Origin of the sequence: Thioalkalivibrio sp. ALJ7 (genome assembly GCF_000376865.1) — a bacterium.
In the GTDB taxonomy this organism is placed as follows: Bacteria; Pseudomonadota; Gammaproteobacteria; order Ectothiorhodospirales; family Ectothiorhodospiraceae; genus Thioalkalivibrio.
In genome coordinates this window covers 129,596-153,871 of the sequence record NZ_AQXQ01000009.1, presented here as the reverse complement: position 1 = coordinate 153,871, position 24,276 = coordinate 129,596, and the positions used below count along the sequence as shown (strand labels likewise).

The following is a 24,276-nucleotide window of genomic DNA, read 5'->3' as shown; positions in this document are numbered from 1 at the left end:
GCCCTTGACCTTCAATGTGCGCTGACCCCCGCCGCGAGGATTCGGTGCTATTGTGGAGAGACCACAATTCGTGACCCCCCGCCTTGCTGGCGAAACCTCAATGGAGACCCTGCTGCCCTATGGCCAAACCGAACTACCAATACGAAAAACGCCAGCGCGAGCTGAAGAAAGCCGCCAAGCAGGAAGAGAAACGCCAGCAGAAACGGGCACGCAAACAGCCGGATGGCGCATCCGGCGCCCCGGAGGATCCACCCCATGAAGACCATGGATCGTAAGCGTGACAACAAGAAGAAGGCCGAAAAGAACATAAGGCAACACTGAGCAGTGTTGCCTTAATGGAAAAACGCGCCGCCAAGGCGGAGAAGCACAAGCCCAAGGTCTTTCTACCCTAGTTTTGGAACACGCGCCGCCGGCCCCCCGGGTCGGCGTCTTTCGTCCCGCCGACCCAGTACGCACTCATGAAAACCCCCAAGATCCTCCAGCCGCTCGTCGAAGACGGCGTAATTGATGACGTCCTCGCCCAGTTGCAAAGCGGCAAAGAAGCCAACATCTATATCGTCAGCAGCGGCGGTGAGACGCGCTGCGCCAAGGCGTACAAGGAAGCCAAGCATCGCGGTTTCCACAAGCTGGCCGAGTACCAGGAAGGCCGCAAGGTCCGCGGCAGCCGCGACGCGCGGGCCATGGCCCGGCGCGGACGTCATGGCCGCGAGGTCGAGGAAACCCAGTGGAAGAACGCCGAGGTCGAGGCGCTCTACCGCCTTGCCGACGCCGGTGTACGGGTACCGGCCCCCTACGGTGTATTCGACCGCGTCCTGTTGATGGAACTGGTCCTGGACGCCGACGGCAACACCGCGCCCCAGCTGCACGAAGTCGAGATGACAGCCGATCAGGCGCGCGAATGGTTCGCCTTCATGATTCGCCAGATCCAGCGCATGCTGTGCGCCGGCCTGATCCACGGCGACCTGTCCGAGTACAACGTACTGGTGGATGCGCAGGGGCCGGTCATCATCGACCTCCCCCAGGCCGTCAATGCCGCCGGCAACAACAACGCCTTCCGCATGCTGCAACGCGATGTGAACAACATGCGCGCGACCTTCGGCCGGGCCGCTCCCGCGCTGCTGGAGACGGAGTACGCCCACGAGATTTGGGAGCTGTTCGCCAACGGCGATCTGACGCCGGAAACGCCGTTGACCGGCCACTTCGAGCACAGCGAAGAGACCGCCGACGTCGAAGGCGTGCTCGACGAGATCGAGGACGCGCGCCTGGAGCACGAGGCCGAGTTGGCCGCGCTCGATCCAACCCACCCGGATAACCAGTAAACCGCGGGCCTGCGATTTCCGGGCCCGACCCTGGTTAGGATCGAAGCTTCGTTGACGTCCATTCGCCTGCAAGCAGGCTCCAACGTGGGGCAAGACCTTGCAGGAGCCTGCTTGCAGGCGAACATCGCGGCGAGTCCGGCCGAATCAGCGGCATTTCCGCCGCCCGCGAAGGATAGGGCCGATCAGGAGTCGGCCAGCGCACTACACCCGGGTCGTGCCGGAGAGGAAGGCGTCGACGCGATCCAGGTCCTCCGGCGTATCCACGCCCGGGGGATGGGCCTCGGACCGGCGTCCCACCTGAATCCAGGCACCCATCGCCAACGCCCGTAGTTGCTCCAATTGCTCCAGCCGTTCCAGTGCCGCCGGCGGCTCGGCACTCATGCGCCGGAGAAAGCCGGCGCGGTAGGCATAGAGGCCCAGATGACGGGTCGCCTGATCCAGCGACGGGCTCGCCCCCGCACGATGGGCTTCGCGATCCCAGGGGATGGGGGCACGCGAGAAGTACAGGGCCCGCCCCTGGTGGTCGGTCACGAGCTTGACCTGGTTGGGGTCAGCGAGGTCCTGGGCACAGCGGATCGGCACCCCCAGCGTCGCCATATCCGCCTGCGGGGTCTGCTCCAGCAGGGCCGCCAGATCATTCAGCAGTGGCCCCGGTGTCAGGGGCTCATCCCCCTGCAGATTCACCACAATCGACTCGTCGCCCCAGCCCTCGGCGGCCGCAACCGCGGCGATCCGATCAGTACCGGAGGGCAGTTCGGGATCGGTCAGGAAGGCTTCCGCACCACACTGGCGGGCGACCTCCAGGATGCGTTCATCATCCCCGGCCACGATCACACGGCTCGCGGCACTCTCCCGCGCCCGGCTGATCACATGCGCAATCAATGGCCGCCCGGCTACCGCTGCCAGCGGCTTGCCCGGCAGCCTATTGGAGGCCATGCGGGCCGGGATCACCACGACAAAACCGGTCATGCCGCGCACTCAGGCCTCGCGCCAGCGTTCCTTCTCGTCTTCCGAAAGGGTGCGCGCTTCGTCCTCCAGCATGACCGGGATGTCGTCACGGATCGGGTAGGCGAGCCCCGCCGAGACGGAGATCAGCTCCTGGTTCTTTTGGTCGTACTTGAGCGGGCCCTTGGTGACCGGGCAGACCAGAATATCGAGCAGACGCTTGTCCATGCATTACCCCAGGTGTTTGAGCCGACTGACGGTCTCCAGACGCGCGAGCAGCGCCGGCTCGAAAGTGGTTGGCAACCGGGCCGCAATCGGCCAGTACCAGTGATTGTCCTGCGCAAACGACCGGCATTTTACGGCATCCTTCTCCGTCATCAGAACCGGCAGGTCGTCGTCGAAACGGATCTGATGCGGCAGGAAGCGGTGATGATCCGGGAACGGATGCCGAATGATACCGATCTTCGCCGCCTCCAGGGTACGGAAGAAGCGTTCCGGGTCCGCGATTCCCGCGACCGCATGGGCATCCCGCCGGGCAAATCGGCTGGGCTTGCGCGACTGCTCGGCCCCGTCCACCCGCTGCAGGCGGCTGGCAGGGACCAGCTCCATCGGGACCTCGCCGGGTTCCGGTTCGCCGCCCGTGACGATCACGAAGTCCGCCCGTTCCCGCGCCCGCTTCGGCTCGCGCAACGGCCCGGCCGGCAGACACAGGCCATTCCCGAACCGACGGCGCCCATCGACCATCAGGATGGTGATGTCGCGCGGCAGCCGGTGATGCTGCATGCCGTCATCGGCGATCACCACGTCCACACCCTGATCCGTCAGCGCCCGCGCCCCGCGCACACGATCCCGGTCCACCTGCACCGGCACCCCGGTGCGCCGGGCAATCAATAGCGGTTCGTCCCCGACCACCACTGGGTCGGACTCGGGCGTTACCGCAATCCCGGCCACATCACCGCGACCCCCATACCCCCGGCTCACGATGCCGGGACGATAGCCAGCGGCACGCAGGCGCTTGGCCAGCCAGACCGCCATTGGGGTCTTGCCACTGCCGCCCAGGGTCAGGTTCCCGACCACGATCACCGCCTTCGCCGGGATCGTAATATCGCGCCGGGCCTGTTCCTGACGCTGGCGATTCCACTCGGCGAGTCCGGCATACACCAGCGAAAGCGGGAACATGGCCGCCGCGAACGGTCCGCGCTGACCCCACTGGTCCCACAACCGGGCCCCAAGCCACGCCTGGAAAGAGCCCATGGCTACCAGTCCCAGACCTGCTGCAATACAGCATCAAAGTTGGCATCCACCTGGCGCCGTTCTTCCCAGAAACGCCGCCGGGCCTCATCGCCCTGCTGCCGCCGCGCCGCCGGATCGTCGCGCAGGTCGTTCCAGGCCCCCAGCACAGCATCGGGCGCGTCCAGCACCGGGCAGGGTACCTTGGCATCCGGCGCCTCGCCCAGGCTCACCGCCGCACCTCCGGCCAGGCCCTGCCACAGTGCCTGGCGGTCGGGTGCGGCCAGGTGCACCGCATGAGCCGCACTGGCCGCCGCAGCCAGCCAGCGCCGGTCGTCCAGATGCAGGATCGTGCCTGGCGCCAGCGGCGACCGGTCCCAGCCGGAGATCGCGAGATCGGCACCCGGCAATTCGGACCGCGGTGCTTCGGGCACATCGTGCAGACTCGCCAGCAGGATGTCGGTCCCGCCCCAGCCCGACGCCTGCCAGGCCGCCTGCCAGGCTGGCCAGTCGCCTGCCGTGCCATGCCACCACCACAGGCGCTCCACACGACCCCCAACCAGCGAGCGCAGGACCACATCGGCCTGCGCCTCGACAAAGCGCGCCTGGGGATCCGCCGGAGGCAGGGTCGTCCCTCGAGCCTCCGGTGGCCAGCCCTGCTCCGCTTTCGCATCGACGGGCCAGAACCCGGCGACCGCGGGTACGGTCCCGACGGGTGGTGCCGTATTGACCGCAATCACCGGGACGGCCGTCGAGCGCAGCAGATTTGCAGGGGGCTGCCCGCCGGCGAGCAGGATGCCATGGGGCTGAAACCGCTCCAGCACCCGCCGCACCACTCGCGGCCGGTCACAGGGCCCATAACCGACCCCGACCTTCCGAAACGGCTGCATGTGGCGTTCGAAGAGCGCCGGGTAGTCCTGCTCGAAGGTCAGGACAATGCGCACGTCGTGGCGTTTGTCACGCACCGCCCCGAGCAGCTCGATCCCCAGGCGCACGTCCTCCGGCGTACCCCCCGCCTTGACCCAGATCAGCCGCCCACGATCCCCGGGCGGCGTCAGAAACCCCCGTCGGGCCCGGGCCCGGCTGCCGTCGCCCTTCCTGTAGTCCTTCCAGATTGCACGCCATACCGGCAGCAGACGGTCCCCGTAGCCCGCCGCCTCATCGGCCATGAATGCACCCCGGAGCTTGATCAATCGTCCTCACCACCACTCCCCAAGGTGGCGATGGAGACCGAGGTGATACCCAGGCGGCCGACCACGTCCAGGGCGCGCACGACCGACTGGTGGCTGGCGTTGGCGTCGGCGCGGATCAGTACCGGGTCATCCTCACGGCCCTCGCGGGCCTCGGAGAGCACCCGCTCCAGAGTCTCGGCGCGGCGGTTGATCAACTCCTGGCCGTTGATGAAGTAATTGCCGTTCGCGTCCACCACGATGTCGATCCACGCACGCTCGACCGCCTCGGCCTCGCGATCGGCTGAAGGCAGCGTCAGTTCGATGTCCGCGTGCTGATCGAAGGTGGTAGAAACCATGAAGAAGATCAGCAGCAGGAACACCACATCGATCAGCGGCGTCAGGTTGACGCCCGGTTCTTCCTGGCGGCGTGGCGTACGGAAGTTCACGCCTTCGCCCCACCCTCGACCGCACCGGCCTCGCGCTCGCCGTGGATCACCTCGACCAGCTTGGTGGCCTCCTGCTCCATTTCCAGCACCAACTCGTCGATATGCCCGCGGAAGTAGCGATGGAAGGCCAGCGCCGGGATGGCTACGCCGATCCCCGCGGCGGTGGTGATCAGGGCCTGCGAGATCCCGCCGGCCAGGTCACGCGGGCTGCCAACGCCAATCTCCGTGATTACGGTGAACACCTCGATCATCCCGACCACGGTCCCCAGCAGGCCCAGAAGCGGCGTGATCATCGCGATGGTGCCGAGCGTGTTCATGTAGCGCTCGAGCTCATGCGCAACACGCCGACCGGCCTCCTCGATGCTCTCTTGGGTGATCTGTCGGGCCCGGTCATGGGTCGCAAGCCCCGCCGCCAGGATCGCGCCCAGGGGCGAGCCGGCCCGCAGGCGCTGGATATCGTCCAGCTTGAGCCCCTGCGTGCGCATCTGTTCCCACACCGAGGTCAGCAGACGCGGTGGCACCACACGCGAGCGGCGCAATGTCCACAACCGCTCCAGCACGATGGCCACGGCCAGTACGGAACACAGCAGGATCGGCAGCATCAGCCACCCGCCCGCTTGTACGATCTCCAGCATGCAATCCCCCTCGGGTAGCGGTGCGCGCGTCAGGCGCGCCGGAATACGGCCATGGATTCCACGTGCGCGGTGTGCGGGAACATATCCATGATCCCAGCCCGCTCCAGGCGATAGCCATGATGATGCACCAGGCGCTCGGCGTCACGGGCCAACGTCGCCGGGTTGCAGGAGACATAGACCATGCGCTCGATGTGCTTCGGCGCCAGGGCCTCGATCACCGCGGCGGCACCGGTGCGCGGTGGGTCCAGCAGGACCCGGTCAAAACGCTCGCCCAGCCACGCGGCATTCTTCAACGCCTCCACGTCGTCCAGGTCCGCCCGCTCGTAACGGGTATTGGCAATGCCCTGGTCGCGGGCATTGCTGCTCGCCCGCGCGAGCATCACATCATCCACCTCGACCCCGACTACCTCGGCCGCGGTGCGCGCCAGCGGCAAGGTAAAGTTGCCCAGGCCACAGAACAGGTCCAGCACCCGATGGTCCGGTTGCAGATCCAGCGCCGCCAGCGCCTGCGGGACCATCTTGCGGTTGATACCCGCATGCACCTGGATGAAATCCGTCGGCATGAACGGTACGGACACGCCGTAGTCCGGATGCCGGTAGACCAGAGGCTCGATGGGACCGGCCAGCGGCTCCACCGTGTCCGGGCCACCGGGCTGCAGGTAGAGCTGGATACCCTCGGACTCGGCCCAGGCCGACAGTCGCTCGGTATCGGCCGGCGACAATGGGTCCAGGTTGCGGAAGATCAGCGCCACGCGCTCGTCATCGTCCACCGCGATCTCGATCTGCGGCAGACGATCGCGTGCCTGCAGACCATCCATCAACTCGCGCAGCGCATGGATACGCTGGCCCACGGCCGGGTGCAATACCTCGCAGTGGGTCATCTCGGCCAGGTACGGACTCCCGCGCTCGCGAAAACCAACCAGCACCCCGCCCTTCTTCGGGACGTACTTCGCGCCCAGACGCGCCGTCCGACGATAGCCCAGCGTGGTGTCCGTCAGCGGATCGAAACGAGCCTCGGGGGTGACATGGCCGATGCGTTCCAGGGCGTCGAACAGGGCCTGTTCCTTGATCGCGCGCTGGGTCTCGATCGATGCATGCTGCAGCTTGCAGCCGCCGCACAGGCTGAAAAACTCGCAGGGCGGCTCGACTCGGCCCGCGGCCGGCTCCAGCACCTCGACCACCTCGGCGGAATCGAAACGGCGCTTGCGCCCGGTCTGCTGGGCCATCACCCGTTCGCCCTTCAGCGCCCCGTGGATGAAGCAGGCCTTGCCATCGCGGCGGATCACGCCCTGGCCATCCAGCGTGACCTCCTCGATGGTGGCCTCGAAGGGGGTCTTGTCGATGCGTGCCATCAGTCCGCGCGTCCGGCCGGCTGCCAGGCGTCGAGGAACTCCCGGTGGTGGGCCGCGCCGCTGGCCTCCAGGTACTCGGCCAGCTGCTGCTGCCGGCTGGCCAGGGCCGCGTCGGTCAGATTGCCGCGCATGTACTCGAAGCGCAGCCAGACCAGATAGGTGTTCAGCACGTCGTGCTCCACGTAGTCGTGGATCTCGCGGGCGCGGCCGTCGCGCCAGGCCGGCCAGACCTGGGAGCCGTCCATGCCCAGCTTGCCGGGAAAGCCGAGCAGGCTCGCCATCATGTCGAGGCTGGTGACCGCGCGGCCCTGGAAGCCGGCGAGCACGTCCATCAGGTCCACATGGCGCCAGTGGAAGCGCGACAGGTAGTTGTTGTAGCGGAACTCGCGATCGTCGTCGCCCTGCTCCCAGTAGCGCGGGGCCTGCACACCGTTGACCAGCGCGCGGTAGTGCAGAACCGGCAGGTCGAAGCCGCCGCCGTTCCAGCTGACCAGCTGCGGCGTGCGCTTGTCGATTACATCGAAGAACTGGCCCAGCAGCTCGGCCTCGGTCGGCGCCTGGCCGTCATCGCCCTCGCGCCCGAAGGCAGAGAGCTTCAGCGCGTCGCCACCCTGGTAGAGCACGCCGATGGAGACGATGCGGTGCAGCGGGTGCTTCAGGAACTCCGTGCCGGCCTGCGCGCGGCGCAGGGCGAACAGCGCCTCGGCCACCTCGTGATCGTCGAGGCCCTCGAAGTCGTGCAGGCGCCGGGCGCCGTCGATGTCGGGAACGGTCTCGAGATCGAAGATCAGAATCGGGGCACTCATGCGGGGAACACGCCGGTGGAGATGTAGCGGTCGCCGCGGTCACAGATGATCGCAACGAAGGTGCCGCCTTCGGTCTGCGCCGCGAGCCTCAGCGCAGCGGCCACCGACCCCCCGGAGGAGACCCCGGCGAAGATGCCTTCTTCTGTGGCCAGGCGGTGCATGGTGTCCTCGGCCTCCTCCTGGGTCACGTCCACGGTCTGGTCCACGCGCGAGGCCTCGAAGATGGTCGGCAGGTACGCCTCCGGCCAGCGCCGGATACCGGGGATCGACGATCCCTCGGTGGGCTGCACGCCGACGATCTGCACGCTGGGGTCGCGCTCCTTCAGATAGCGCGACACCCCCATGATGGTGCCGGTGGTCCCCATCGCCGAGACGAAGTGGGTCACCGTGCCCTCGGTGTCGCGCCAGATCTCCGGCCCGGTCCCGATGTAGTGGGCATCGGGGTTGTCCGGATTGCCGAACTGGTTCAGCACCCGGCCCTTACCCTCGGCCTCCATCCGGTCGGCCAGATCACGCGCGCCCTCCATGCTCTCCTCGCGCGAGACCAGCACCAGCTCGGCGCCAAACGCCTTCATCGAGGCGCGGCGCTCGGCGGACATGTTGTCCGGCATCACCAGGATCATGCGATAGCCCTTCATCGCCGCGACCATCGCCAGCGCGATGCCGGTATTGCCGCTGGTGGCCTCGATCAGGGTATCGCCGGGCTGGATGTCCCCGCGGCGCTCGGCCGCCTGGATCATGTTCAGCGCGGGCCGGTCCTTGACCGAACCGGCGGGATTGTTGCCCTCGAGCTTCACCAGCACGGTGGACGGCAGGTCCGCCGCCATGCGCTGCAGGCGCACCAGCGGCGTGTTGCCGACAAAGTGCTCGAGGGTCGGGAAGGATTCAGGATGCAGGCGTTTCTTCATGCGCGCAGAGTATAACGACCGGGCCCCGTCCCTGCCCATGCACGCGACGGTCCGGCGTCGGGGCTTCCCATGGAGATTGCTTCGTCGCGTTGCTCCTCGCAATGACGCGAAGGGGGCACCGTCATCGCGAGATCCCGCCGGGGCGCGGCAACTTCCGTCCGGAACCACCGGAACCGGATTTCGGGCGCCCCGCAAGCGTCAGGCGATTGCTTCGTCGCTTGGCTCCTCGCAATGACACCAAAAGGGCACCGTCATCGCGAGGCGCGCAGCGCCGTGGCGATCTCTATGGGCGCCCTCGGCGCTTGCCAGGACCGACGTTGGGGGTTGCGTCCGGAGGTTACTCGCTGCGCTCGCCCTTCGGGCCGGCCTGCGGCCGTTCAACGCGCTTCGCGCTTTTGTGCCACGGCCCCTGCGGGGCCTCGCAATGATGTCGGAAAAGAATACTGTCATCGCGAGGCGCGCCGCGCCGTGGCGATCGGTGTGACCCGACCACCTGCGCGAGCCCACCTCGCAACCTTGCAGATTCCGGCCTAAGCTCGAACACATGCTTGTGTTGCTGGAATACCTGGTCGTCACCTTCCTGGCGGTGTTCGTGATCGTGAACCCGCTGACCACGGCGTTCATCTTCACGGCGATGCTGCCGCGCGCCTCGGAGGAGAAGCGCCGGGCGATCGCACTGCGCTCGGTGAAGGTGGCCACCTCGCTGCTGTTCGCCTTCGCGCTGCTGGGCGGGGTGATCTTTCAGCTGTTCGGGATCACCCTGGCGGCGTTTCGCATCGCCGGCGGCATCATCCTGTTCGGTATCGCGATCGGCATGATCCGGCAGAAGGGGGCGACCGAGAAGGAGACCGCCGAAGAGGTGAAGGCCGACAAGGGACAGGTGACCGAGGACATCTCGGTGATCCCGCTGGCGATCCCGTTCATGAGCGGCCCGGGTGCGATCGCCACGGTGATGATCCTGACCAGCGAGGCCCCGACCGTCTACCACACGGGGCTCGTGTTCCTCGGCGTGCTGGCCTGCATGGTCGCCTGCTACTACGCGATGATCTATTCGCGCTACATCGTTCAGTACCTGGGCGACACCGGGAAGGACATCCTGACCAAGGTCTTCGGCCTGATCCTGGCGGTACTGGCGGTGCAATTCGTGATCAATGGTGTGAGCGATGCAGCGGTCGGCTTCCTTCTGGACACCCAGGTGCTCGACGAAACCGAGGTCGAGGACCCGCGCCTCCCGCCACGCGACAACGACTGACCCCATGGCGTACGCATCCCACCTGGGACGCGCTCAGCCCACGCGGGCCCGACCCTACGCTCTGGCGAACCAGTCACGCAGGGTGGCAATATCGAGCACCGCGCCCGGTAGCGCCGGGCCGGCTAACACACAGGCCGGTGAATCTACCTCACCCAGGCCATCCAGAACCGCCATTGCTCCGGCAAAATCCTGGTCTCGCGTGTAATCGTTGGTGGTCACGACCACCTTCAGGCCGGCACCCCGCGCGGAGCGCACTCCGTTATCGGAATCCTCCAGTGCCAGGCAGGCCTTTGCGGGCAGATCCATCGCGTCCAGCGCATGGGAAAAGATGTCCGGGGCGGGCTTCTTGGCCGGTACCACATCGCCGGCCGCGATTACCTCGAATCGGGATGGGCCCTCCTTCCCCAGCGTGGCCTCCAGCAGGGCCGTGACGTTCTCGGGGGTCGTGGTGGTCGCAATCGCCAGACGCAGGCCTTCGGCCTCCGCCTCGTCCAGCAAGCGGCGCACCCCAGGGCGCAACGGGATCGCACCGGTCTCGAGCAGGGCGACGTAGTGGCGCGTCTTGGCTGCGTGCAGTTCGCGTATTCGGTCATCAATCCCTGCCTGTTCGAGGATCGCGGGATGGTCCTCGGACAGGTATTGGCGAATCCTTTCCTTACCACCGGTCACCTTCAGCAACTCGCCGTAGCGGGCAACATTCCAGTCCCAATCCAGACCGGCCTCCGCGAATGCCTTGTTAAAGGCAATGCGATGACCGTCCCGTTCGGTGTCCGCCAGCGTGCCGTCCACGTCAAAGATCAGCGCCTGCAATTGCGTCATCCCGTATTCTCCATGTCCTTATCCATCTCACTGAAACTCCAGGCCATGCACGGATTCGCGGGCATCCTCAATTGCTACCGGGCGCAAGCTGTCATGGCACGGGACTTGCCCAACCCGCCGGACTCTGGTACTAAGTGCGCCTCATTTTTCCAGCCGGAGAAAGGCCGCATGGCTGCAGACAACAAGACCGCCAAACCCTCCACCCAGCACATGGTCGCCGGGGGTATTGCGCCCTACCAGCCGAAGCCGGACGAAGAGTACATGAACTCGGAGCAGCTGGACCATTTCCGCAGCCTGCTGCAGGCATGGCGCCAGGAATTGGCCGAGGAAGTGGATCGCACCGTGGGCCACATGCGCCAGGATGCGGCCAACTTTGCCGATCCGGCAGACCGGGCCACGCAGGAAGAAGAATTCGGCCTGGAGCTGCGTGCCCGCGACCGCGAGCGCAAGCTGTCGAAGAAGATCAACGAGGCCCTGCGCAAGATCGACACCCACGACTACGGGTACTGCGAGACCTGCGGCGTGGAGATCGGCATTCGTCGCCTGGAGGCCCGCCCCACGGCCACCATGTGCATCGACTGCAAGCAGCTCGACGAGATCAAGGAAAAGCAGCGGGCGTAAAGCACGCCACGGTCATTCGGCCTCGGCCGTGACCCCATCGCACCGGAATGACTCCGGCTACGTCGGGCGCTTCGCCCCGACCCCCTCGGGGCCCCTCCATGCCGGTTCACTCCTAGCGGCAGTGGTTTCCTGGCTGGACGCCCGCCATCACGGCGGGCGCTGGCATCTTCGGATCGACGACATCGACGGCCCGCGTGTGCGGCCCGCAGCCGAGTCCCTGATCCTGCAGACACTGGAGGCCCTGGCCCTGTGCTGGGACGGCCCCCTGACCCACCAAAGCGACCGCACCCCGGCGTATGAAGCCGCACTGGACACCCTTCTGAACGGTGACCACGCGTTTGCCTGCGCCTGCTCGCGGCGCGACCTGACCGCGACTGGCCAACCGGGTTGGGAGGGTCCGGTCTATCCCGGCACCTGCCGTAACGGGCTCCCCGCTGGGCGCGAGGCACGGGCCGTGCGCGCCCGGGCGCGGCAGCGCTACTGGGAGGTAGAGGATGGCTTCCTGGGGCTCGTGAGCTTTGACCTTGAGGCCCTGGGTAGCGATTTCGTGATTCGTCGTGCCGACGGGATCTTTGCCTATCAACTGGCGACGGTGGTCGACGATCTGAAACTGGGCATTACCCACGTCGTCCGAGGCATCGACCTATTGGGTTCCACCCCCCGGCAGCTACAGCTCTACCAGGCCCTTGGGCATACCGGACCCCGGCATGCCCACCATCCTGTGCTGGTGGCCGGTGACGGGGCCAAACTGGCGAAGGCCACTGGCGCCGTCGGCGTGCGTACGGACGCCGTGCGACAGGAACTGGCTGCGATCCTGACCCGCATCGGACTGGCCCCCTCCGACCCCTCCACTCCGGATACACCGGAACAGCAGCTGAGCGAGGCCCTTAGCCGCTTGCGAGACTCGGGCCTGCGCGATCTTCTGCTGCTGTCGGCAACCCTGCCCGTTGGACCTGACAGGCGGTAGACTGCCGCCATGCCGCGCTCGCGACCACAATCGGCCCCATGTTGAGTTCCCGCGCCATCCTGGTCGCCGTGCTCGGGGCTCTGCTGTTCCTGAGCCCGCTGGTACCCTGGGTCGCCCATCTCGCCCCCGCATGGTGGTGGCCGTTTGTCGCCTGGGCGGCTTTCATCGGCGTGATCGCCCTCGCCTTCGCCGGGGTGCAGCGTGACCCTTAGCCTGGGTCTGCTCTACACGGTCGGCGTCGCCTACCTGGCCTTGTTGTTCGGCATCGCCTTTCTGGCCGACCGCGTACCCCGTATCGGTCGCCTGGCCGCCAACGGCTGGGTGTTCAGTCTGTCGCTGGGCGTCTACGCCACCTCCTGGACCTTCTACGGCAACTTGGGCTTTCTCGCTGATCAGGGCTATCTGTATCTGACGATCTATCTCGGTGTGACCCTGGCCTTTGCCGCCACCCCCTGGCTGTTGCGACCGATCCTGCGTCTGACCCGCGAGCAGCAGCTGACATCACTGGCGGATCTGTTCGCCTTCCGCTACCGCAGCCGGATGACCGGGCCTGTGGTGGCCCTGTTCATGCTCGCCGGCGTGCTCCCGTATATCGCCCTGCAAATCAAGGCCGTCGCCGAGTCGGCCGCCGTGCTGACCGCGGAGACCCCACCCCACCTGCTCGCCCTGACCTTCAGCGCTACCATCGCGCTGTTCGCGATCCTGTTTGGCGCCCGCCACATCGCACCGCGCGAGAAGCATGCAGGGCTGGTGCTGGCCATCGCCTTCGAATCCATTATCAAGCTGATCGCCATTCTCGGTATCGCGGGTGTGGCCCTGTACGCCGTGTTCGGCGGATTCGGCGGCCTGTCCGACTGGCTCACCGAGCATCCCGAGGCCGTCGATGCCCTGTACGAACCGGTCCGTCAGGGTGGCTGGTTCGCGATGATGATCCTGGCCTTTGCGGCCGCGTTCCTCCTGCCGCGCCAGTTCCACATGCTGTTCACCGAGAACATCAATCCGCGGGCCCTGAACACCGCCGCCTGGGCCTTTCCGGCATTCCTGTTATTGCTGAACCTGCCGATGCCCATCCTGTTCTGGGCCGGCAACGCCGCGGGCCTGGAGATTTCACCCAACTATTACGCCATTGGTATCGCCGGGCTTCTGGAGTCTCCCAGCCTGGCCATGTTGGTCTTTATCGGCGGGCTGTCCGCCGCCAGTGCAATGATGATCGTGACCACCCTCGCACTGGCCCATATGGGCACCAACTACCTCTCCCCGCTGACGCGGCTGCACGAAGAGGAGCGCACCGCCAATCTCTACACCCGCCTGCTTTGGGGACGGCGCATCTGGATCGTATTCATTATCGGGCTCGGCTATGCCTTTTACGGTCTGTTGCAGGTGGTGGAGGGTCTGGCCCAGCTGGGCCTGATCTCGTTCGCCGCCGTGGCCCAACTGCTTCCAGGGCTGATCGGCTTAATGCTGTGGAAACAGGCAACCCGGGTCGGCTTCCTGCTGGGTTTGACGGCTGGCATTGCCGGCTGGGCATTCACCCTGGTGATGCCACTGCTCTCGGATGCCGGCATCGCCACTGGTCTGCCCGATCCACAGCACCTGCTGGGTGCCGAGATGCTGGATCCGTGGACCTTCGCCCTGATGTTGAGCCTGGGAGTCAACGCAATTTTGTTCGTCATTGGCTCGGTATTGACGCGGCCCAACCGCGAGGAGCTCGAGGCCGGACGGGCCTGCTGCCCCAACGAATCGGCCGGTGGTGGGGCCGGCCTGCCCCTCGCCGGAGACGTGACCGAGATGGAGACCGCGCTGGCCGCAACCCTGGGGCCGGGCGCCGCGCACCATGAGGTCCAGCGGGCCCTGGACGACCTGGGCCTGCCTCGCCATACACGCTCCCGCAGCGACCTTCGACACCTGCGGGAGCGTATTGAACGCAATCTGTCCGGCCTGCTAGGGCCGGTACTGGCACGGATGATCGTCGATCAGCATCTGCGTCTGGACGCCGCCGGACGCCATACGCTGAGCGAAAGCCTGCGCCTCATCGAGGAGCAACTGGAAACCCGTTCGCTCCCGCTATCCGGCCTGGCCGCCGAACTGGATGCCTTGCGCCGGTTTCACCGTCAGATCCTGCACGAACTCCCCCTGGGGGTCGCGAGCCTGACCAACTCCGGCGAGATTACGGGCTGGAATCAGGCCCTGGAACAACTGACCGAGGTCACCACCGAGATCGCCGTGGGCCAGAACGTCGGGCAGCTCGACAGCCCCTGGAGTGGACTGCTGACTGCCTTTCTCGAGAGCCCGGACCGGCAGTGGTATAAGCTGAACGTGGAACTGCCCACCGGCAACCGGCGCCTGAACCTGCACCGCTCCGAGTTGCAGGATGCCCACGGCCAGGTGGATGGCCGCGTGGTCCTGATCGAGGATGTAACCGAACGTGCCCAGATGGAATCCGAAATCGCTCATGGCGACCGCCTAGCCTCCATCGGCCGCTTCGCCGCCGGGGTGGCCCACGAGATCGGGAACCCCCTGACAGGGATCGCCTCCCTGGCCCAGACCCTGCCGCTGGAGGACGACCCCGACGAGATCCGGGGAATCGCCGACGACATCCTGGCCCAGACCCGCCGCATCAACGTCATCGTGCAATCTCTGATTACCTTCGCTCATGCTGACGAGGGCCCCTCAGCCGGTCACTTCGAAACCATCGCCCTGGACGAACTCCTCGCCGAGGCCATCCGCCTGACCCGACTGGCGGGACGCAAGGACCTGCGATTCTCGACCACTGGGCTCGAAGGGCTCCACGTACGCGGCTCGCATGCGACGTTGCTGCAGGTCTTCATCAACTTGCTAACCAACGCCGAACAGGCCTCGCCCGAGGCCTCCACGGTCGTGATTGCCGCACGTACCCATGGCCGCCACGTGCAGATCACGATCGACGACGCCGGGCCTGGAATCGAAGAAGCCAGCCTGGAACGCCTCTTCGAGCCATTCTTCACAACCAAGCCGGCGGGCCAGGGCACTGGCCTGGGCCTGCCCGTGGCCTACAGCATTGTTCGCGATCACGGTGGTACCCTAATAGCCGCCAACCGCCCCGAAGGCGGAGCCCGTTTCCTGTTAACCCTGCCGCGCCAAGGCTGATGACCCGCATTCTCCTCGTTGACGACGAAGCCCCGATCCGCCGCGCGGTGCGCCGGTTCCTGGAGCATCACGGCTTCGCGGTCGGCGTGGCCGAAAACCTGGCCGAGGCGCGAGCCTTGGCGGCCGCTGACCCCTACGACCTGCAACTGGTGGACCTGCGCCTTCCGGATGGCGAGGGCATCGAGCTCCTGCCCGAATTCACTCGCACACCCACGGTCATCATGACCAGCTATGCATCGGTTCCTTCGGCGGTGACCGCGATGAAAGAAGGCGCGGCCGACTATATCGCCAAGCCCTTCGATCACGACGCCCTGCTGCTGACCCTTCGGGCCGCGCTGCGAGAACGCGCGGAACGCGACCGCCCAACAACCGAAGCGACTGACGAGGATGCGGAAGCGCCATCCCATCCCGGCCTGGGGCTAGTGGGCGAGAGCGCGGTCATGCAGCAGCTACGCGATCAGATTCGGCGGGTGGCCGCGACCCATTCCACGGTGCTTTTACGTGGCGAGTCCGGCACCGGGAAAGAGCTCGCCGCACGTGCCCTGCACGAGCTGAGCCCACGGGCCAGCGGCCCGTTCGTGGCGGTCAACTGCGCGACGATCCCGGAAGGTCTAGTCGAGGCCGAGCTGTTCGGTCACGCCCAGGGCGCCTATACCGGGGCCGTCAAGGCGCGTACGGGTCTGATCCAGAGCGCCCATGGTGGCACCCTTTTTCTGGATGAGATCGGCGAACTCGCGCCCGCTGCCCAGGCACGCCTGCTGCGTGTGCTGCAGGACGGCGAGATCCGCCCGGTCGGGGCCAACGAAAACCTGAAGGTGGATGTACGGCTACTGGCCGCCACGCACCGGGATCTCGAAACCATGATCGCGGAACAGACATTCCGCGCCGACCTTTACTACCGATTACGCGTGCTGGAGTTGTCCATACCGCCATTGCGCGAACGCCGCGAGGACATCCTCCCCCTGGCCCAGCATTTTCTGGAAAACCTGCCCACTTCCGGTCCGGCTCCACACCTGACTCCAGAAGCGCAGGAGGCCCTGGGGACCCACGACTGGCCCGGCAACGTGCGCGAACTGGCCAACGCCCTAGAGCGCGGCTGGGTGCTGAGCCCGGATGGTCACATCGCACCGGAACAAATGGGCTTGTCGACCCATTACGAGACCACCGTGGACGACGACATCCCCAACCCCGCGTTCCCCACGCGGCGCAAGGGAAAAGGCTCGAGCCTCAACGAGTACTTCCGCCAGTTCGTGCAAGAAAATCAGGACCGCATGACCGAGACCGAGCTGGCGCGGGCGCTCGGCATTAGCCGCAAGACCTTGTGGGAACGTCGCCAACGCGAGAATCTTCCCCGTCCACGCTCCTGATCGAGCCGCCGATGGACACCCCCGCCGAAGTCCGACCCGACGTTCGGCGCGTCTTCCTGGCCCTTTGGCCCGACGAACACACCCGTGACGCCCTGACCGCGCTGGCTCACGATCTCGACGGCCCCGGGCGTCCGGTGCCCCGAGACCACCTGCACCTGACCCTGGCCTTTGCCGGGACGGTGCCGACCAACCAGGCCGACTGCCTCGCGGCCCGCATCGGCACACTGGCCTGCGCCCCGATCGACCTCTCGCTAGACCATTTGGGGTATTTCCACGGCCCGCGCATTACCTGGGCCGGACCGACGAGCCCGCCACCCGCGTTGGTGACGTTGGCGAACGCGGCACGGCTCCTGTGCAACGACTGCGGTATTCAGATTGGCGCGCCGCATCCCTTTCGGCCACACCTATCCCTGCGCCGCCATGCGGCACCGCCCCATCAGGAAGCGATCCGGCCGCCTATCCTGTGGACAGCCGATACCGTGGTCCTCGTGGAATCGGGACAAAACGGCCACCCAGGGCCTTATCGCGTCCTCGCCCGATGCGGCACGGATCACCCCTCGTACGGCCCACCATAGGCGGACCGCATCACGACCGGATTTCGACGCAGTGCGCCCGTGACGGGCTCAGGTTCAATCCGTCGGCGGAAGGTTATCCCCACCCGAGGGCTCGGCCGGCTCGGCGGGATCCGCGGGCTGCCCGCCCGGCTGTGGGGTACCCGTATCGGGCTGCGTGGGCCTTTGATCGCCCAGGGGCGGCGGATCATCCGGCTGACCCTGGGGTTGCCCCTGCCCGCCGGGCGGAGTCGCAGGCCCACCCTGGCCCGGTGACTGCTGACCGCCGGGCGGCTGCTGCCCTCCCGGAGGTTGTTGTCCATCCGGCCCCTGGCCTGGCGGCATGTCTTGCCCACCGGGCTGACCTTGACCCGGCGGCATTTCTTGCCCGCCCGGCTGACCCTGACCGCGCGGCATACCGCCCTGGCCCGGCGCCGGCTCGCCCCCTGCGGGAGGGGCACCGCGCTCGGCGGGGGGAGTGCCCTGCCCCATACCACCTTGTCCCATACCACCCGGTTGTCCACCTTCCTGTGGGGCCTGAGCGTAGGCCGTGCCCGCTACAAACAGGGAGCTAAGGGCAACGGTGATGGCTGTGCTGCGAAATTTCGACATTGGGTGCTCCTCCTCGGGCCAGTACGGCCAGATTTTCGAACCCAATGGGTAACAGGCCTGCGCCCTGTACCTCAAACCCCAGACCCGAGTTCCAAAGATTTTCGCGAACCATTTCACTTCATGGCCAATCGGCCACGAAGGTTCAATTCTTCAGCACCACCGGACTCGTGAACACCAGCAGCCCATAGTCCGCCTCGTATTGCTCCTTCAGGCGGGCGGCGATCCGATCACACAGTTCTGCGCTACCGATCACCTCGAGCTTGATGTTGCCACCCTGTCGCCAATTGCCACGGCGCTTGCCGTGCTTACCCCAGCCACGCGCATCGGTGACCGTATAACCGGCCGCGCCCTGACTGCGTACCTCGTCGATGAGCATTTCCTCCAGGATCGCTTCGGCCATGACCGTCAACAGAAACATGTCGTCCGATTGCATCGAGCTAGCCTCCTAGCGAGTACAGGGTCTGAGCCATCCAGAAATACAGCGGAACGCCCACGAAAATGTTGAACGGGAAGGTCACCCCCAGCGAGGCACCAATCGACAATGCGGGGTTCGCCTGGGGCACCGCGATACGCATCGCCGCCGGTGCCGCGATATACGACGCACTGGCGTACAACGTGGCCAGCAACACCGTCCCGCCCATGCTCATGCCCAGCCCCCAGCCGAGCATGACACCCAGGATCGCCGAGACAATCGGCATTACGATCGCAAAGGTGACCAGAAAGAAACCATACTGGCGTACATCGGCAATCCGACTGGATGCCACCAGCCCCATCTCCAGCAGGAACAGCGCCAGCACGCCCTTGAAGAGATCGAAGAACATGGGCTCCAGGGGTTCGATGTGAACAGGGCCGGCGATAAAGCCAATCACCAACCCCCCGACCAACAGAAAGATACTCTTGCCGAAGAAGACCTCATGCATGGTCTTGCCCCACCGGGTCGGCCCCTTCGCCCCCGCGCGCGCGAGCAAGATGCCGATAATCAGCGCCGGCATCTCCAGCAATACCAGGAAGACCACCATGTGGCCCTCGTAATCGATCCCGCGTGATGCCAGAAGCGCCACTGCAACCGAAAAGGTCACGACCGAGACCGAGCCGTAATGCGCCGCGATCGAAGCCGAGTCCGCCAGTGGCATCCGCCCCAGCCAGCGCAGCACCGGAAACGCAATCAGCGGGATCAAAGAACCCACGGCCAACACCGCGAGCCCTGGCAGCAGCAACGGAAGAAGTTCACTCTCCGCGAGCTTGACCCCGCCCATCAGGCCGATGGCCAACAGCAGATAGATCGACAGCGCCTCGTAGATCGCCATCGGGATCTTCAGATCCGATTTGGCGAGCCCCGCGATCGCGCCCAGCAGAAAGAACAGTACAACCGGATCGAATGCCATCTCGCCTCCGTGGGCAGACGCGTTATCCCTATCATTCGCTCCTTAATCCTAGGCCAGAGCCCGCAGGAGTAAAACCGTCCGCCACACCCGCGCGGGGCGACTGAACTACCCTCCGGGGTGAGGGAAACACTGCGAGGAACGTCCCATGACCCGCATCCTGATACTGCAAGGCCATCCCGACCCCGACGAAGGACACTTGGATCATGCGCTGGCCGGCGCCTACCGCGAGGGTGCGGAAGGGGCCGGCTTCGCCGTGGACGCCTACACCATCGCACATCGGGATTTCCCGCTGCTGCGCAACCAGGCCGAGTTCCTGTCGGAAACCGTGCCCCCCGCGATCCTCGAAGCCCAGGAACTGATCGAGGCGTCCCATCACCTGGTACTGATCTATCCGCTCTGGCTGGGCGACATGCCATCCGGGGTCAAAGGGTTCCTGGAACAGACCCTGCGCCCCGCCTTCGTCGCCGATGGCGACATGAACCGCCTGCGCCACACCCGCCTGAAAGGTCGCTCGGTCCGTATCGTCGTCACCATGGGCATGCCGGCTTTCGTCTACCGCTGGTGGTTCGGCGCACACAGCCTGAAGAGCCTGGAACGCAACGTTCTGCGCTTTTGCGGGTTCGGACCTGTACGCCACACCCTGATCGGCCAGGACGGAGGCGATGCCGCCTCCCGCGAACGCTGGTTGCACCGTATGCGGGCTCTGGGCGCTCAGGCCCGCTAGCCCCTTCCATCCTGGGGCGATAGTGTCGGGCCCCGCGCACCGATACCCGGTGTCCCTTCGGACCCACGGTCGGTACACTCGCCCGGTCCCCCGACCGGCCGTCCAGCGTGCCTCACAACGACCATCCGCTCAGCGAAGTCCCGGCCCAGGCCCGCAAGGGGTTCTGGTCGCTCACCGTCGTCCTGTTCGGCTTCACCTTTTTCACCTCGACCCTGTGGGCCGGTGGCTCCCTGGGCACGGCCTTCAGCTTTGGCGAGCTCATGCTGGTGATCGCGCTCGGCAACCTGCTGCTGGGCGCCTACGCGGCCACCCTGGCCTATATCGGCTGCAAGAGCGGGCTGCACACCGTGCTGATGGGCCGGTTCTGCTTCGGCGAGTGGGGCAGCAAGCTGTCCGACGTGATCCTGGCCTTCACACAGATCGGCTGGTACGCCTGGGGCACCGCCACGGTCGCTATGATCCTGGTGGAAACCACGGCCCTACCGGAGCCGATGGAGACCGGTCTGATGGTGGTGTTCGGGCTGGCCTTCTGCATTACCGCGATGATCGGTTATCGCGGCCTGGACTGGCTGTCGCGTGTCGCGGTGCCTGTCATGCTGATGTTCATCCTGTTCACGCTGTACACCGGGTTTGGCCAGGCGGGCGGCGTCGGCGGGCTGCTTGATCAGGAGCCGACCACGGAGATGGGCTTCGGGGCCGCATTGACTATCGTGATCGGCACCTTCGTTGGGGGCGCCACCCTGGCCACCAACTGGACCCGGTTCGCCCGGACTCCGCGCATCGCGGTCATCGCGACCCTGGCGGCGTTCGTACTCGGCAATGGCCTCATGGTCCTGACCGGCGCCCTTGGGGCACTGGTCTACCATGAGGTGGATATCGTGCACGTGATGCTGGCACAGGGCTTTGTGGCGATGACCGTCACCATGCTCCTGCTGAACATCTGGAGCACCCAGGACAACACGATCTACAACTTTGGCGTGGCCGGATGCAACCTGCTGCGCACCCAGCGCCGCCGCCTCGTCACGGTACTTGGAGCCGTGATCGGGACCGGCCTCGCGGTCCTCGGGATGTACGACTACCTGGTCCCGTTCCTGATCCTGCTGGGCACCTTCATCCCGCCCCTGGGGGGCGTGATCATGGCCGACTTCTGGCTACGCCATCGGGGCCGCTACCCGGCCCTGGAGCACGCGCAGCTGGCGTCGTTCCATTGGCCGGGTCTGCTGGCGTACGGGGCCGGGTCCGTCGCTGCGTTCTACTCGCCCGTGGTCCCCCCAGTCATCGGGGTCCTGGCCGCCGCCCTTGCCTACATGGTCCTGACGCATTCCGGCCGGCCACGACCCATCGGCACCCGAAACCGGCCCTGACCGGCCCGACCTGAAGTCGGGGCCGATCCATTCGGCATGGGTTCACTCGGCACGACGCACAGAAAATCTCCGGCGAGCGCAACAGTCCTGTCACGACCGCACCGGGGCTCCTGACACTACGGGCACTACAACCCCGGTGTAGGGGGCTCGGGAAGGTCCGACGGGTCCGGCAGGTCGGAGGGGTCCGGCAACGGGCCATCACCCGGTGACGGGGCATCCGAAGGACTTGGCGGTTCAGGCAGATTGGGGCCACCGCTCCCGCCACGGCGCTGTCCCGGTGGCGTCCCGCCATGCCCCGGCGGGGGCTGGCTCCCGGCCGGGGTATCACCACTGGCGCCCGGAGATCCGGAAGGGGGTCCACCGGGGCTTGGCTGCGCCTGTGCACTACCAATCGCCAGCGGCGCCGCGAGCAACACGGCCAATACCCAGTCATTCGATGTCTTCATGTCACGCGCTCCTTGTGTGGGCTCTATCCGTGTGTCAGTCGACTGGCCACCGGTGTTCCACCCGAGACCTCAACCTGACAAACGCGTCACATGGTCAAGGCCTATGTTGCAACAACCAGCTGCTGGAACAGCGCAGCCAGAATCACCAGGGAAAAACCGGCATACAGGCCCGCGACTACGTCATCCATCATGATCCCGTGACCGTCCTGCCACTTTTCATCAAAGTAGTTCGCCGGCCAGGGCTTGAGAATGTCGAACAGCCGGAACAGCACAAAGCCCACGACCACCCACATCAACCCCGCGGGCGCGAAGGCCAACGTGATCAGCAGACCCGCCCATTCGTCCCAGACAATGCCGGGGTGGTCGTGCACGCCCAGCTTGCGAGCACTCTCGCCGCAGATGTGAAAGCCGGCCATCACCACGATGACGGTCACCGCGAGATAGGCCCACTCCGGGAAATTCATGATCGCGAAATACAACACCAGCGCCGCCAGCGAGCCGGTGGTTCCGGGCGCCCAGCGCGACAGGCCCGACCCGAAACCGAAGGCCAGCAGGTGAATGGGATCGCCGAATACGGTCTTTGCCGACGGCATCTTGGGCTTTTTCTGCGACATGACTCCCCTTTGCTTTTTTGTTATTTCAACCCGGCGAAATGATCGTGCCCCACATGCTCGGCGTCCAGTCTCATGCCATTTTCATCCACCACTTCCACCGCATTGCCCTCGACAAACTCACCAATGACGGTTAGCGCGCTGTCCACGCTGAAGGCCAGCAGGTCCAGTGATTCACCCGGGGGCAGTGCGAATAGAAGCTCGTAGTCTTCCCCACCCGCAAGCGCCAGCTGACGGGCCTGTGTGTCCGGAAGGCGGCCCAGGAGTGGATCCCGGGGAATGACCGGCCAGTCGACCCGCGCACCACAACCCGAGGCGGCACACAGGTGGCCAAGGTCGGCCAGGAGACCGTCGGAGACATCGATCGCCGCACGCGCGCGATTGCGCAGCATGCGGCCCAGCCCCAAGCGCGCTTCGGGCCAGAACAGGCGAGTCAGGCCCGGGTCCGCAGAATCCGGTATGGGTCCGCCCCGGTCGCGGCGCTCGCCTTCCATCGCCAAGCCGGCGGCAGCACCACCCAATGTGCCACTCACCACCAGGCGATCACCCGGACGCGCGCCCGACCGGCGCAAGGCCTGCCCGGCCGGCACCTGTCCCAGAACGGTGACGCTGATCGAGCGGGGTCCGCGATTGGTATCGCCACCTACCAGCGCCACCCCGGCGGCCTCTGCCAATGTGAGGAATCCCTCGCTGAATCCTGCCAGCCAGGCATGATCCACCTGTGGCAGGGTCAGGGACAGGACCACTCCCAGCGGGTCGGCCCCCATCGCAGCGAGGTCGCTTAGATTCGCCGCTAGCGCCTTGTGCCCGAGACTTGCCGATGGGTGATCAGGGAAGAAATGGGTGCCCTCAACCAGCGTGTCGACACTGACGACCAGCTCATGACCACTCTCGACGCCCAGCAAGGCGGCGTCATCGCCAATGCCCAGCCGCACGCAAGACATGGCCGAGCCAGCCGCCGCTGGTTCGGCAAAGTAGCGTTGGATCAGGTCGAATTCGGACTCAGGGCCGGACATGGGGGAGCACGCCGGCCGGATTCAGCGCGGGGCGGAACGCTCGTGACCGCGCAGATCCGCGGACAGCCGATCCAGTACGCCGTTGATGTAACGATGCGATTGCTCGGCCCCGTAGCGCTTGGCCAGATCCACGGCCTCGTTGATGACCACGCGATAAGGCACCTCGATCCGCTCGGCCAGCTCCCACTGTCCCAGCCACAAAAGCGCATGCTCCACCGGGTCCAGCTGATCCAGAGGACGCCCGAGGTAGGGTTCCATGCGGGCATCCAGGGCCTCGCGGTCGCGGGTCACCCCGATCAGGAGCTCGCGGAAATACTCCGCATCCGCCTTGGCATGTTCCTCGTCATCACGGAACTCCGCCAGGATGTCCTTGGGGTGGGCGCCGGTCATCTGCCAGGAGTAGAGCGCCTGCATCGCCCGCCGCCGTGCGAACGAACGCGCATGCCGCGCCCGCTGCTCGGGCGTGCTACGCGGGCGCCGGGCTCGACCGGACTTGCCGGGCTCGGCGTCCTTGCGCGGGGTCCGGCTTTCGGGGCGGGGATCGGAGGGTTCAGTCACGGCAGACCTGTTCGGATGGGCGGATGACACTCGGGCGATGTGCG

At 66.1% G+C, this 24,276-nt stretch carries 27 protein-coding genes; 11 read left to right on the top strand and 16 right to left on the bottom strand.

The window, feature by feature from the left end; all coding sequences use genetic code 11:
• Positions 1-119: 119 nt before the first annotated feature.
• Positions 120-275 (top strand): hypothetical protein, encoded by a 156-nt coding sequence (locus D002_RS13780; protein ID WP_018140738.1) that lies wholly within the window; start codon positions 120-122, stop codon positions 273-275.
• A 183-nt stretch (positions 276-458) separates the two neighbouring features.
• On the top strand, positions 459-1,319 hold the full coding sequence (locus D002_RS0104605; protein ID WP_018140737.1) for a PA4780 family RIO1-like protein kinase: 861 nt from the start codon (positions 459-461) through the stop codon (positions 1,317-1,319).
• Positions 1,320-1,520: 201 nt separating this feature from the next.
• Here D002_RS0104605 and kdsB read toward each other — a convergent pair whose 3' ends face one another.
• The 9 genes from kdsB to cysM are packed head-to-tail and all read right to left on the bottom strand — an operon-like array spanning position 1,521 to position 8,813.
• Positions 1,521-2,288 carry a 3-deoxy-manno-octulosonate cytidylyltransferase gene (gene kdsB / locus D002_RS0104600; protein WP_018140736.1) on the bottom strand — a complete coding sequence of 256 codons (768 nt, stop codon included), beginning with the start codon at positions 2,286-2,288 and terminating at the stop codon, positions 1,521-1,523.
• A gap of 9 nt (positions 2,289-2,297) precedes the next feature.
• The gene (locus D002_RS0104595; protein ID WP_018140735.1) at positions 2,298-2,492 is read right to left on the bottom strand and encodes a Trm112 family protein; all 195 of its coding nucleotides are present in this window, start codon (positions 2,490-2,492) and stop codon (positions 2,298-2,300) included.
• A 3-nt stretch (positions 2,493-2,495) separates the two neighbouring features.
• A complete protein-coding gene (gene lpxK / locus D002_RS0104590) occupies positions 2,496-3,518 on the bottom strand; it encodes a tetraacyldisaccharide 4'-kinase (protein ID WP_018140734.1) in 1,023 nt (340 codons plus the stop codon).
• A 2-nt stretch (positions 3,519-3,520) separates the two neighbouring features.
• A complete protein-coding gene (locus tag D002_RS0104585) occupies positions 3,521-4,663 on the bottom strand; it encodes a glycosyltransferase N-terminal domain-containing protein (RefSeq protein WP_018140733.1) in 1,143 nt (380 codons plus the stop codon).
• A gap of 20 nt (positions 4,664-4,683) precedes the next feature.
• Positions 4,684-5,112 carry a biopolymer transporter ExbD gene (locus tag D002_RS0104580; RefSeq protein ID WP_018140732.1) on the bottom strand — a complete coding sequence of 143 codons (429 nt, stop codon included), beginning with the start codon at positions 5,110-5,112 and terminating at the stop codon, positions 4,684-4,686.
• Positions 5,109-5,747, bottom strand: coding sequence for a MotA/TolQ/ExbB proton channel family protein (locus D002_RS0104575; RefSeq protein WP_018140731.1), 639 nt, complete (start codon positions 5,745-5,747; stop codon positions 5,109-5,111). The genes D002_RS0104580 and D002_RS0104575 overlap by 4 nt, the downstream gene beginning before the upstream one ends.
• A 29-nt stretch (positions 5,748-5,776) precedes the next feature.
• A complete protein-coding gene (gene rlmD, locus D002_RS0104570; RefSeq protein WP_018140730.1) occupies positions 5,777-7,099 on the bottom strand; it encodes a 23S rRNA (uracil(1939)-C(5))-methyltransferase RlmD in 1,323 nt (440 codons plus the stop codon).
• Positions 7,099-7,905: a 3'-5' exonuclease gene (locus tag D002_RS0104565; protein WP_018140729.1), complete on the bottom strand. Its 807-nt coding sequence runs from the start codon at positions 7,903-7,905 to the stop codon at positions 7,099-7,101. The genes rlmD and D002_RS0104565 overlap by 1 nt, the downstream gene beginning before the upstream one ends.
• Positions 7,902-8,813 carry a cysteine synthase CysM gene (gene cysM, locus D002_RS0104560; protein WP_018140728.1) on the bottom strand — a complete coding sequence of 304 codons (912 nt, stop codon included), beginning with the start codon at positions 8,811-8,813 and terminating at the stop codon, positions 7,902-7,904. The genes D002_RS0104565 and cysM overlap by 4 nt, the downstream gene beginning before the upstream one ends.
• 544 nt (positions 8,814-9,357) lie before the next feature.
• Here cysM and D002_RS0104555 point away from each other — a divergent pair.
• Positions 9,358-10,065: a MarC family protein gene (locus D002_RS0104555; protein WP_018140727.1), complete on the top strand. Its 708-nt coding sequence runs from the start codon at positions 9,358-9,360 to the stop codon at positions 10,063-10,065.
• Positions 10,066-10,119: 54 nt separating this feature from the next.
• Here the strand turns inward: D002_RS0104555 and D002_RS0104550 are convergent, their stop codons facing one another.
• Positions 10,120-10,884, bottom strand: a complete 765-nt coding sequence (locus D002_RS0104550) for an HAD family hydrolase (RefSeq protein ID WP_018140726.1) — start codon at positions 10,882-10,884, stop codon at positions 10,120-10,122.
• 168 nt (positions 10,885-11,052) lie between these two features.
• Between D002_RS0104550 and dksA the strand changes: the two genes are divergently transcribed.
• The 6 genes from dksA to thpR are packed head-to-tail and all read left to right on the top strand — an operon-like array spanning position 11,053 to position 17,540.
• Complete coding sequence (dksA, locus tag D002_RS0104545; protein ID WP_018140725.1) at positions 11,053-11,505, top strand: RNA polymerase-binding protein DksA; 453 nt, start codon at positions 11,053-11,055, stop codon at positions 11,503-11,505.
• A 28-nt stretch (positions 11,506-11,533) separates the two neighbouring features.
• Positions 11,534-12,472, top strand: a complete 939-nt coding sequence (gene gluQRS / locus D002_RS0104540) for a tRNA glutamyl-Q(34) synthetase GluQRS (protein WP_026181520.1) — start codon at positions 11,534-11,536, stop codon at positions 12,470-12,472.
• A 38-nt stretch (positions 12,473-12,510) separates the two neighbouring features.
• Entirely contained in the window at positions 12,511-12,684 is a 174-nt protein-coding gene (locus D002_RS13775) for a hypothetical protein (RefSeq protein WP_018140723.1), read from the top strand.
• Positions 12,674-15,598, top strand: a complete 2,925-nt coding sequence (locus D002_RS0104530; protein WP_018140722.1) for a sensor histidine kinase — start codon at positions 12,674-12,676, stop codon at positions 15,596-15,598. The genes D002_RS13775 and D002_RS0104530 overlap by 11 nt, the downstream gene beginning before the upstream one ends.
• The gene (locus D002_RS0104525) at positions 15,598-16,965 is read left to right on the top strand and encodes a sigma-54 dependent transcriptional regulator (protein ID WP_018140721.1); all 1,368 of its coding nucleotides are present in this window, start codon (positions 15,598-15,600) and stop codon (positions 16,963-16,965) included. Before D002_RS0104530 ends, D002_RS0104525 begins: the two co-directional genes overlap by 1 nt.
• Before the next feature lie 11 nt (positions 16,966-16,976).
• Complete coding sequence (thpR, locus tag D002_RS0104520) at positions 16,977-17,540, top strand: RNA 2',3'-cyclic phosphodiesterase (protein WP_018140720.1); 564 nt, start codon at positions 16,977-16,979, stop codon at positions 17,538-17,540.
• 730 nt (positions 17,541-18,270) lie between these two features.
• Here thpR and D002_RS0104515 read toward each other — a convergent pair.
• Both D002_RS0104515 and D002_RS0104510 read right to left on the bottom strand, forming a co-directional pair.
• Positions 18,271-18,561 (bottom strand): P-II family nitrogen regulator, encoded by a 291-nt coding sequence (locus D002_RS0104515; RefSeq protein WP_018140719.1) that lies wholly within the window; start codon positions 18,559-18,561, stop codon positions 18,271-18,273.
• A gap of 4 nt (positions 18,562-18,565) precedes the next feature.
• Complete coding sequence (locus tag D002_RS0104510; protein WP_018140718.1) at positions 18,566-19,513, bottom strand: sodium-dependent bicarbonate transport family permease; 948 nt, start codon at positions 19,511-19,513, stop codon at positions 18,566-18,568.
• A gap of 145 nt (positions 19,514-19,658) precedes the next feature.
• On the opposite strand from D002_RS0104510, the gene D002_RS0104505 reads away from it, so the two are divergent.
• The gene (locus D002_RS0104505) at positions 19,659-20,237 is read left to right on the top strand and encodes an NAD(P)H-dependent oxidoreductase (protein WP_018140717.1); all 579 of its coding nucleotides are present in this window, start codon (positions 19,659-19,661) and stop codon (positions 20,235-20,237) included.
• Between the two features lie 107 nt (positions 20,238-20,344).
• Positions 20,345-21,601: a cytosine permease gene (codB, locus tag D002_RS0104500; protein WP_018140716.1), complete on the top strand. Its 1,257-nt coding sequence runs from the start codon at positions 20,345-20,347 to the stop codon at positions 21,599-21,601.
• 125 nt (positions 21,602-21,726) lie between these two features.
• On the opposite strand, the gene D002_RS13370 is transcribed toward codB, so the two are convergent.
• The 4 genes from D002_RS13370 to nusB form a co-directional block, all read right to left on the bottom strand.
• Positions 21,727-22,047 carry a hypothetical protein gene (locus tag D002_RS13370; RefSeq protein ID WP_081610813.1) on the bottom strand — a complete coding sequence of 107 codons (321 nt, stop codon included), beginning with the start codon at positions 22,045-22,047 and terminating at the stop codon, positions 21,727-21,729.
• Positions 22,048-22,148: 101 nt separating this feature from the next.
• Positions 22,149-22,661: a phosphatidylglycerophosphatase A gene (locus D002_RS0104495; protein ID WP_018140715.1), complete on the bottom strand. Its 513-nt coding sequence runs from the start codon at positions 22,659-22,661 to the stop codon at positions 22,149-22,151.
• 20 nt (positions 22,662-22,681) lie between these two features.
• On the bottom strand, positions 22,682-23,674 hold the full coding sequence (thiL, locus tag D002_RS0104490) for a thiamine-phosphate kinase (protein WP_018140714.1): 993 nt from the start codon (positions 23,672-23,674) through the stop codon (positions 22,682-22,684).
• A gap of 21 nt (positions 23,675-23,695) precedes the next feature.
• Positions 23,696-24,232 (bottom strand): transcription antitermination factor NusB, encoded by a 537-nt coding sequence (gene nusB / locus D002_RS0104485; protein ID WP_081610812.1) that lies wholly within the window; start codon positions 24,230-24,232, stop codon positions 23,696-23,698.
• Between the last annotated feature and the right edge of the window lie 44 nt (positions 24,233-24,276).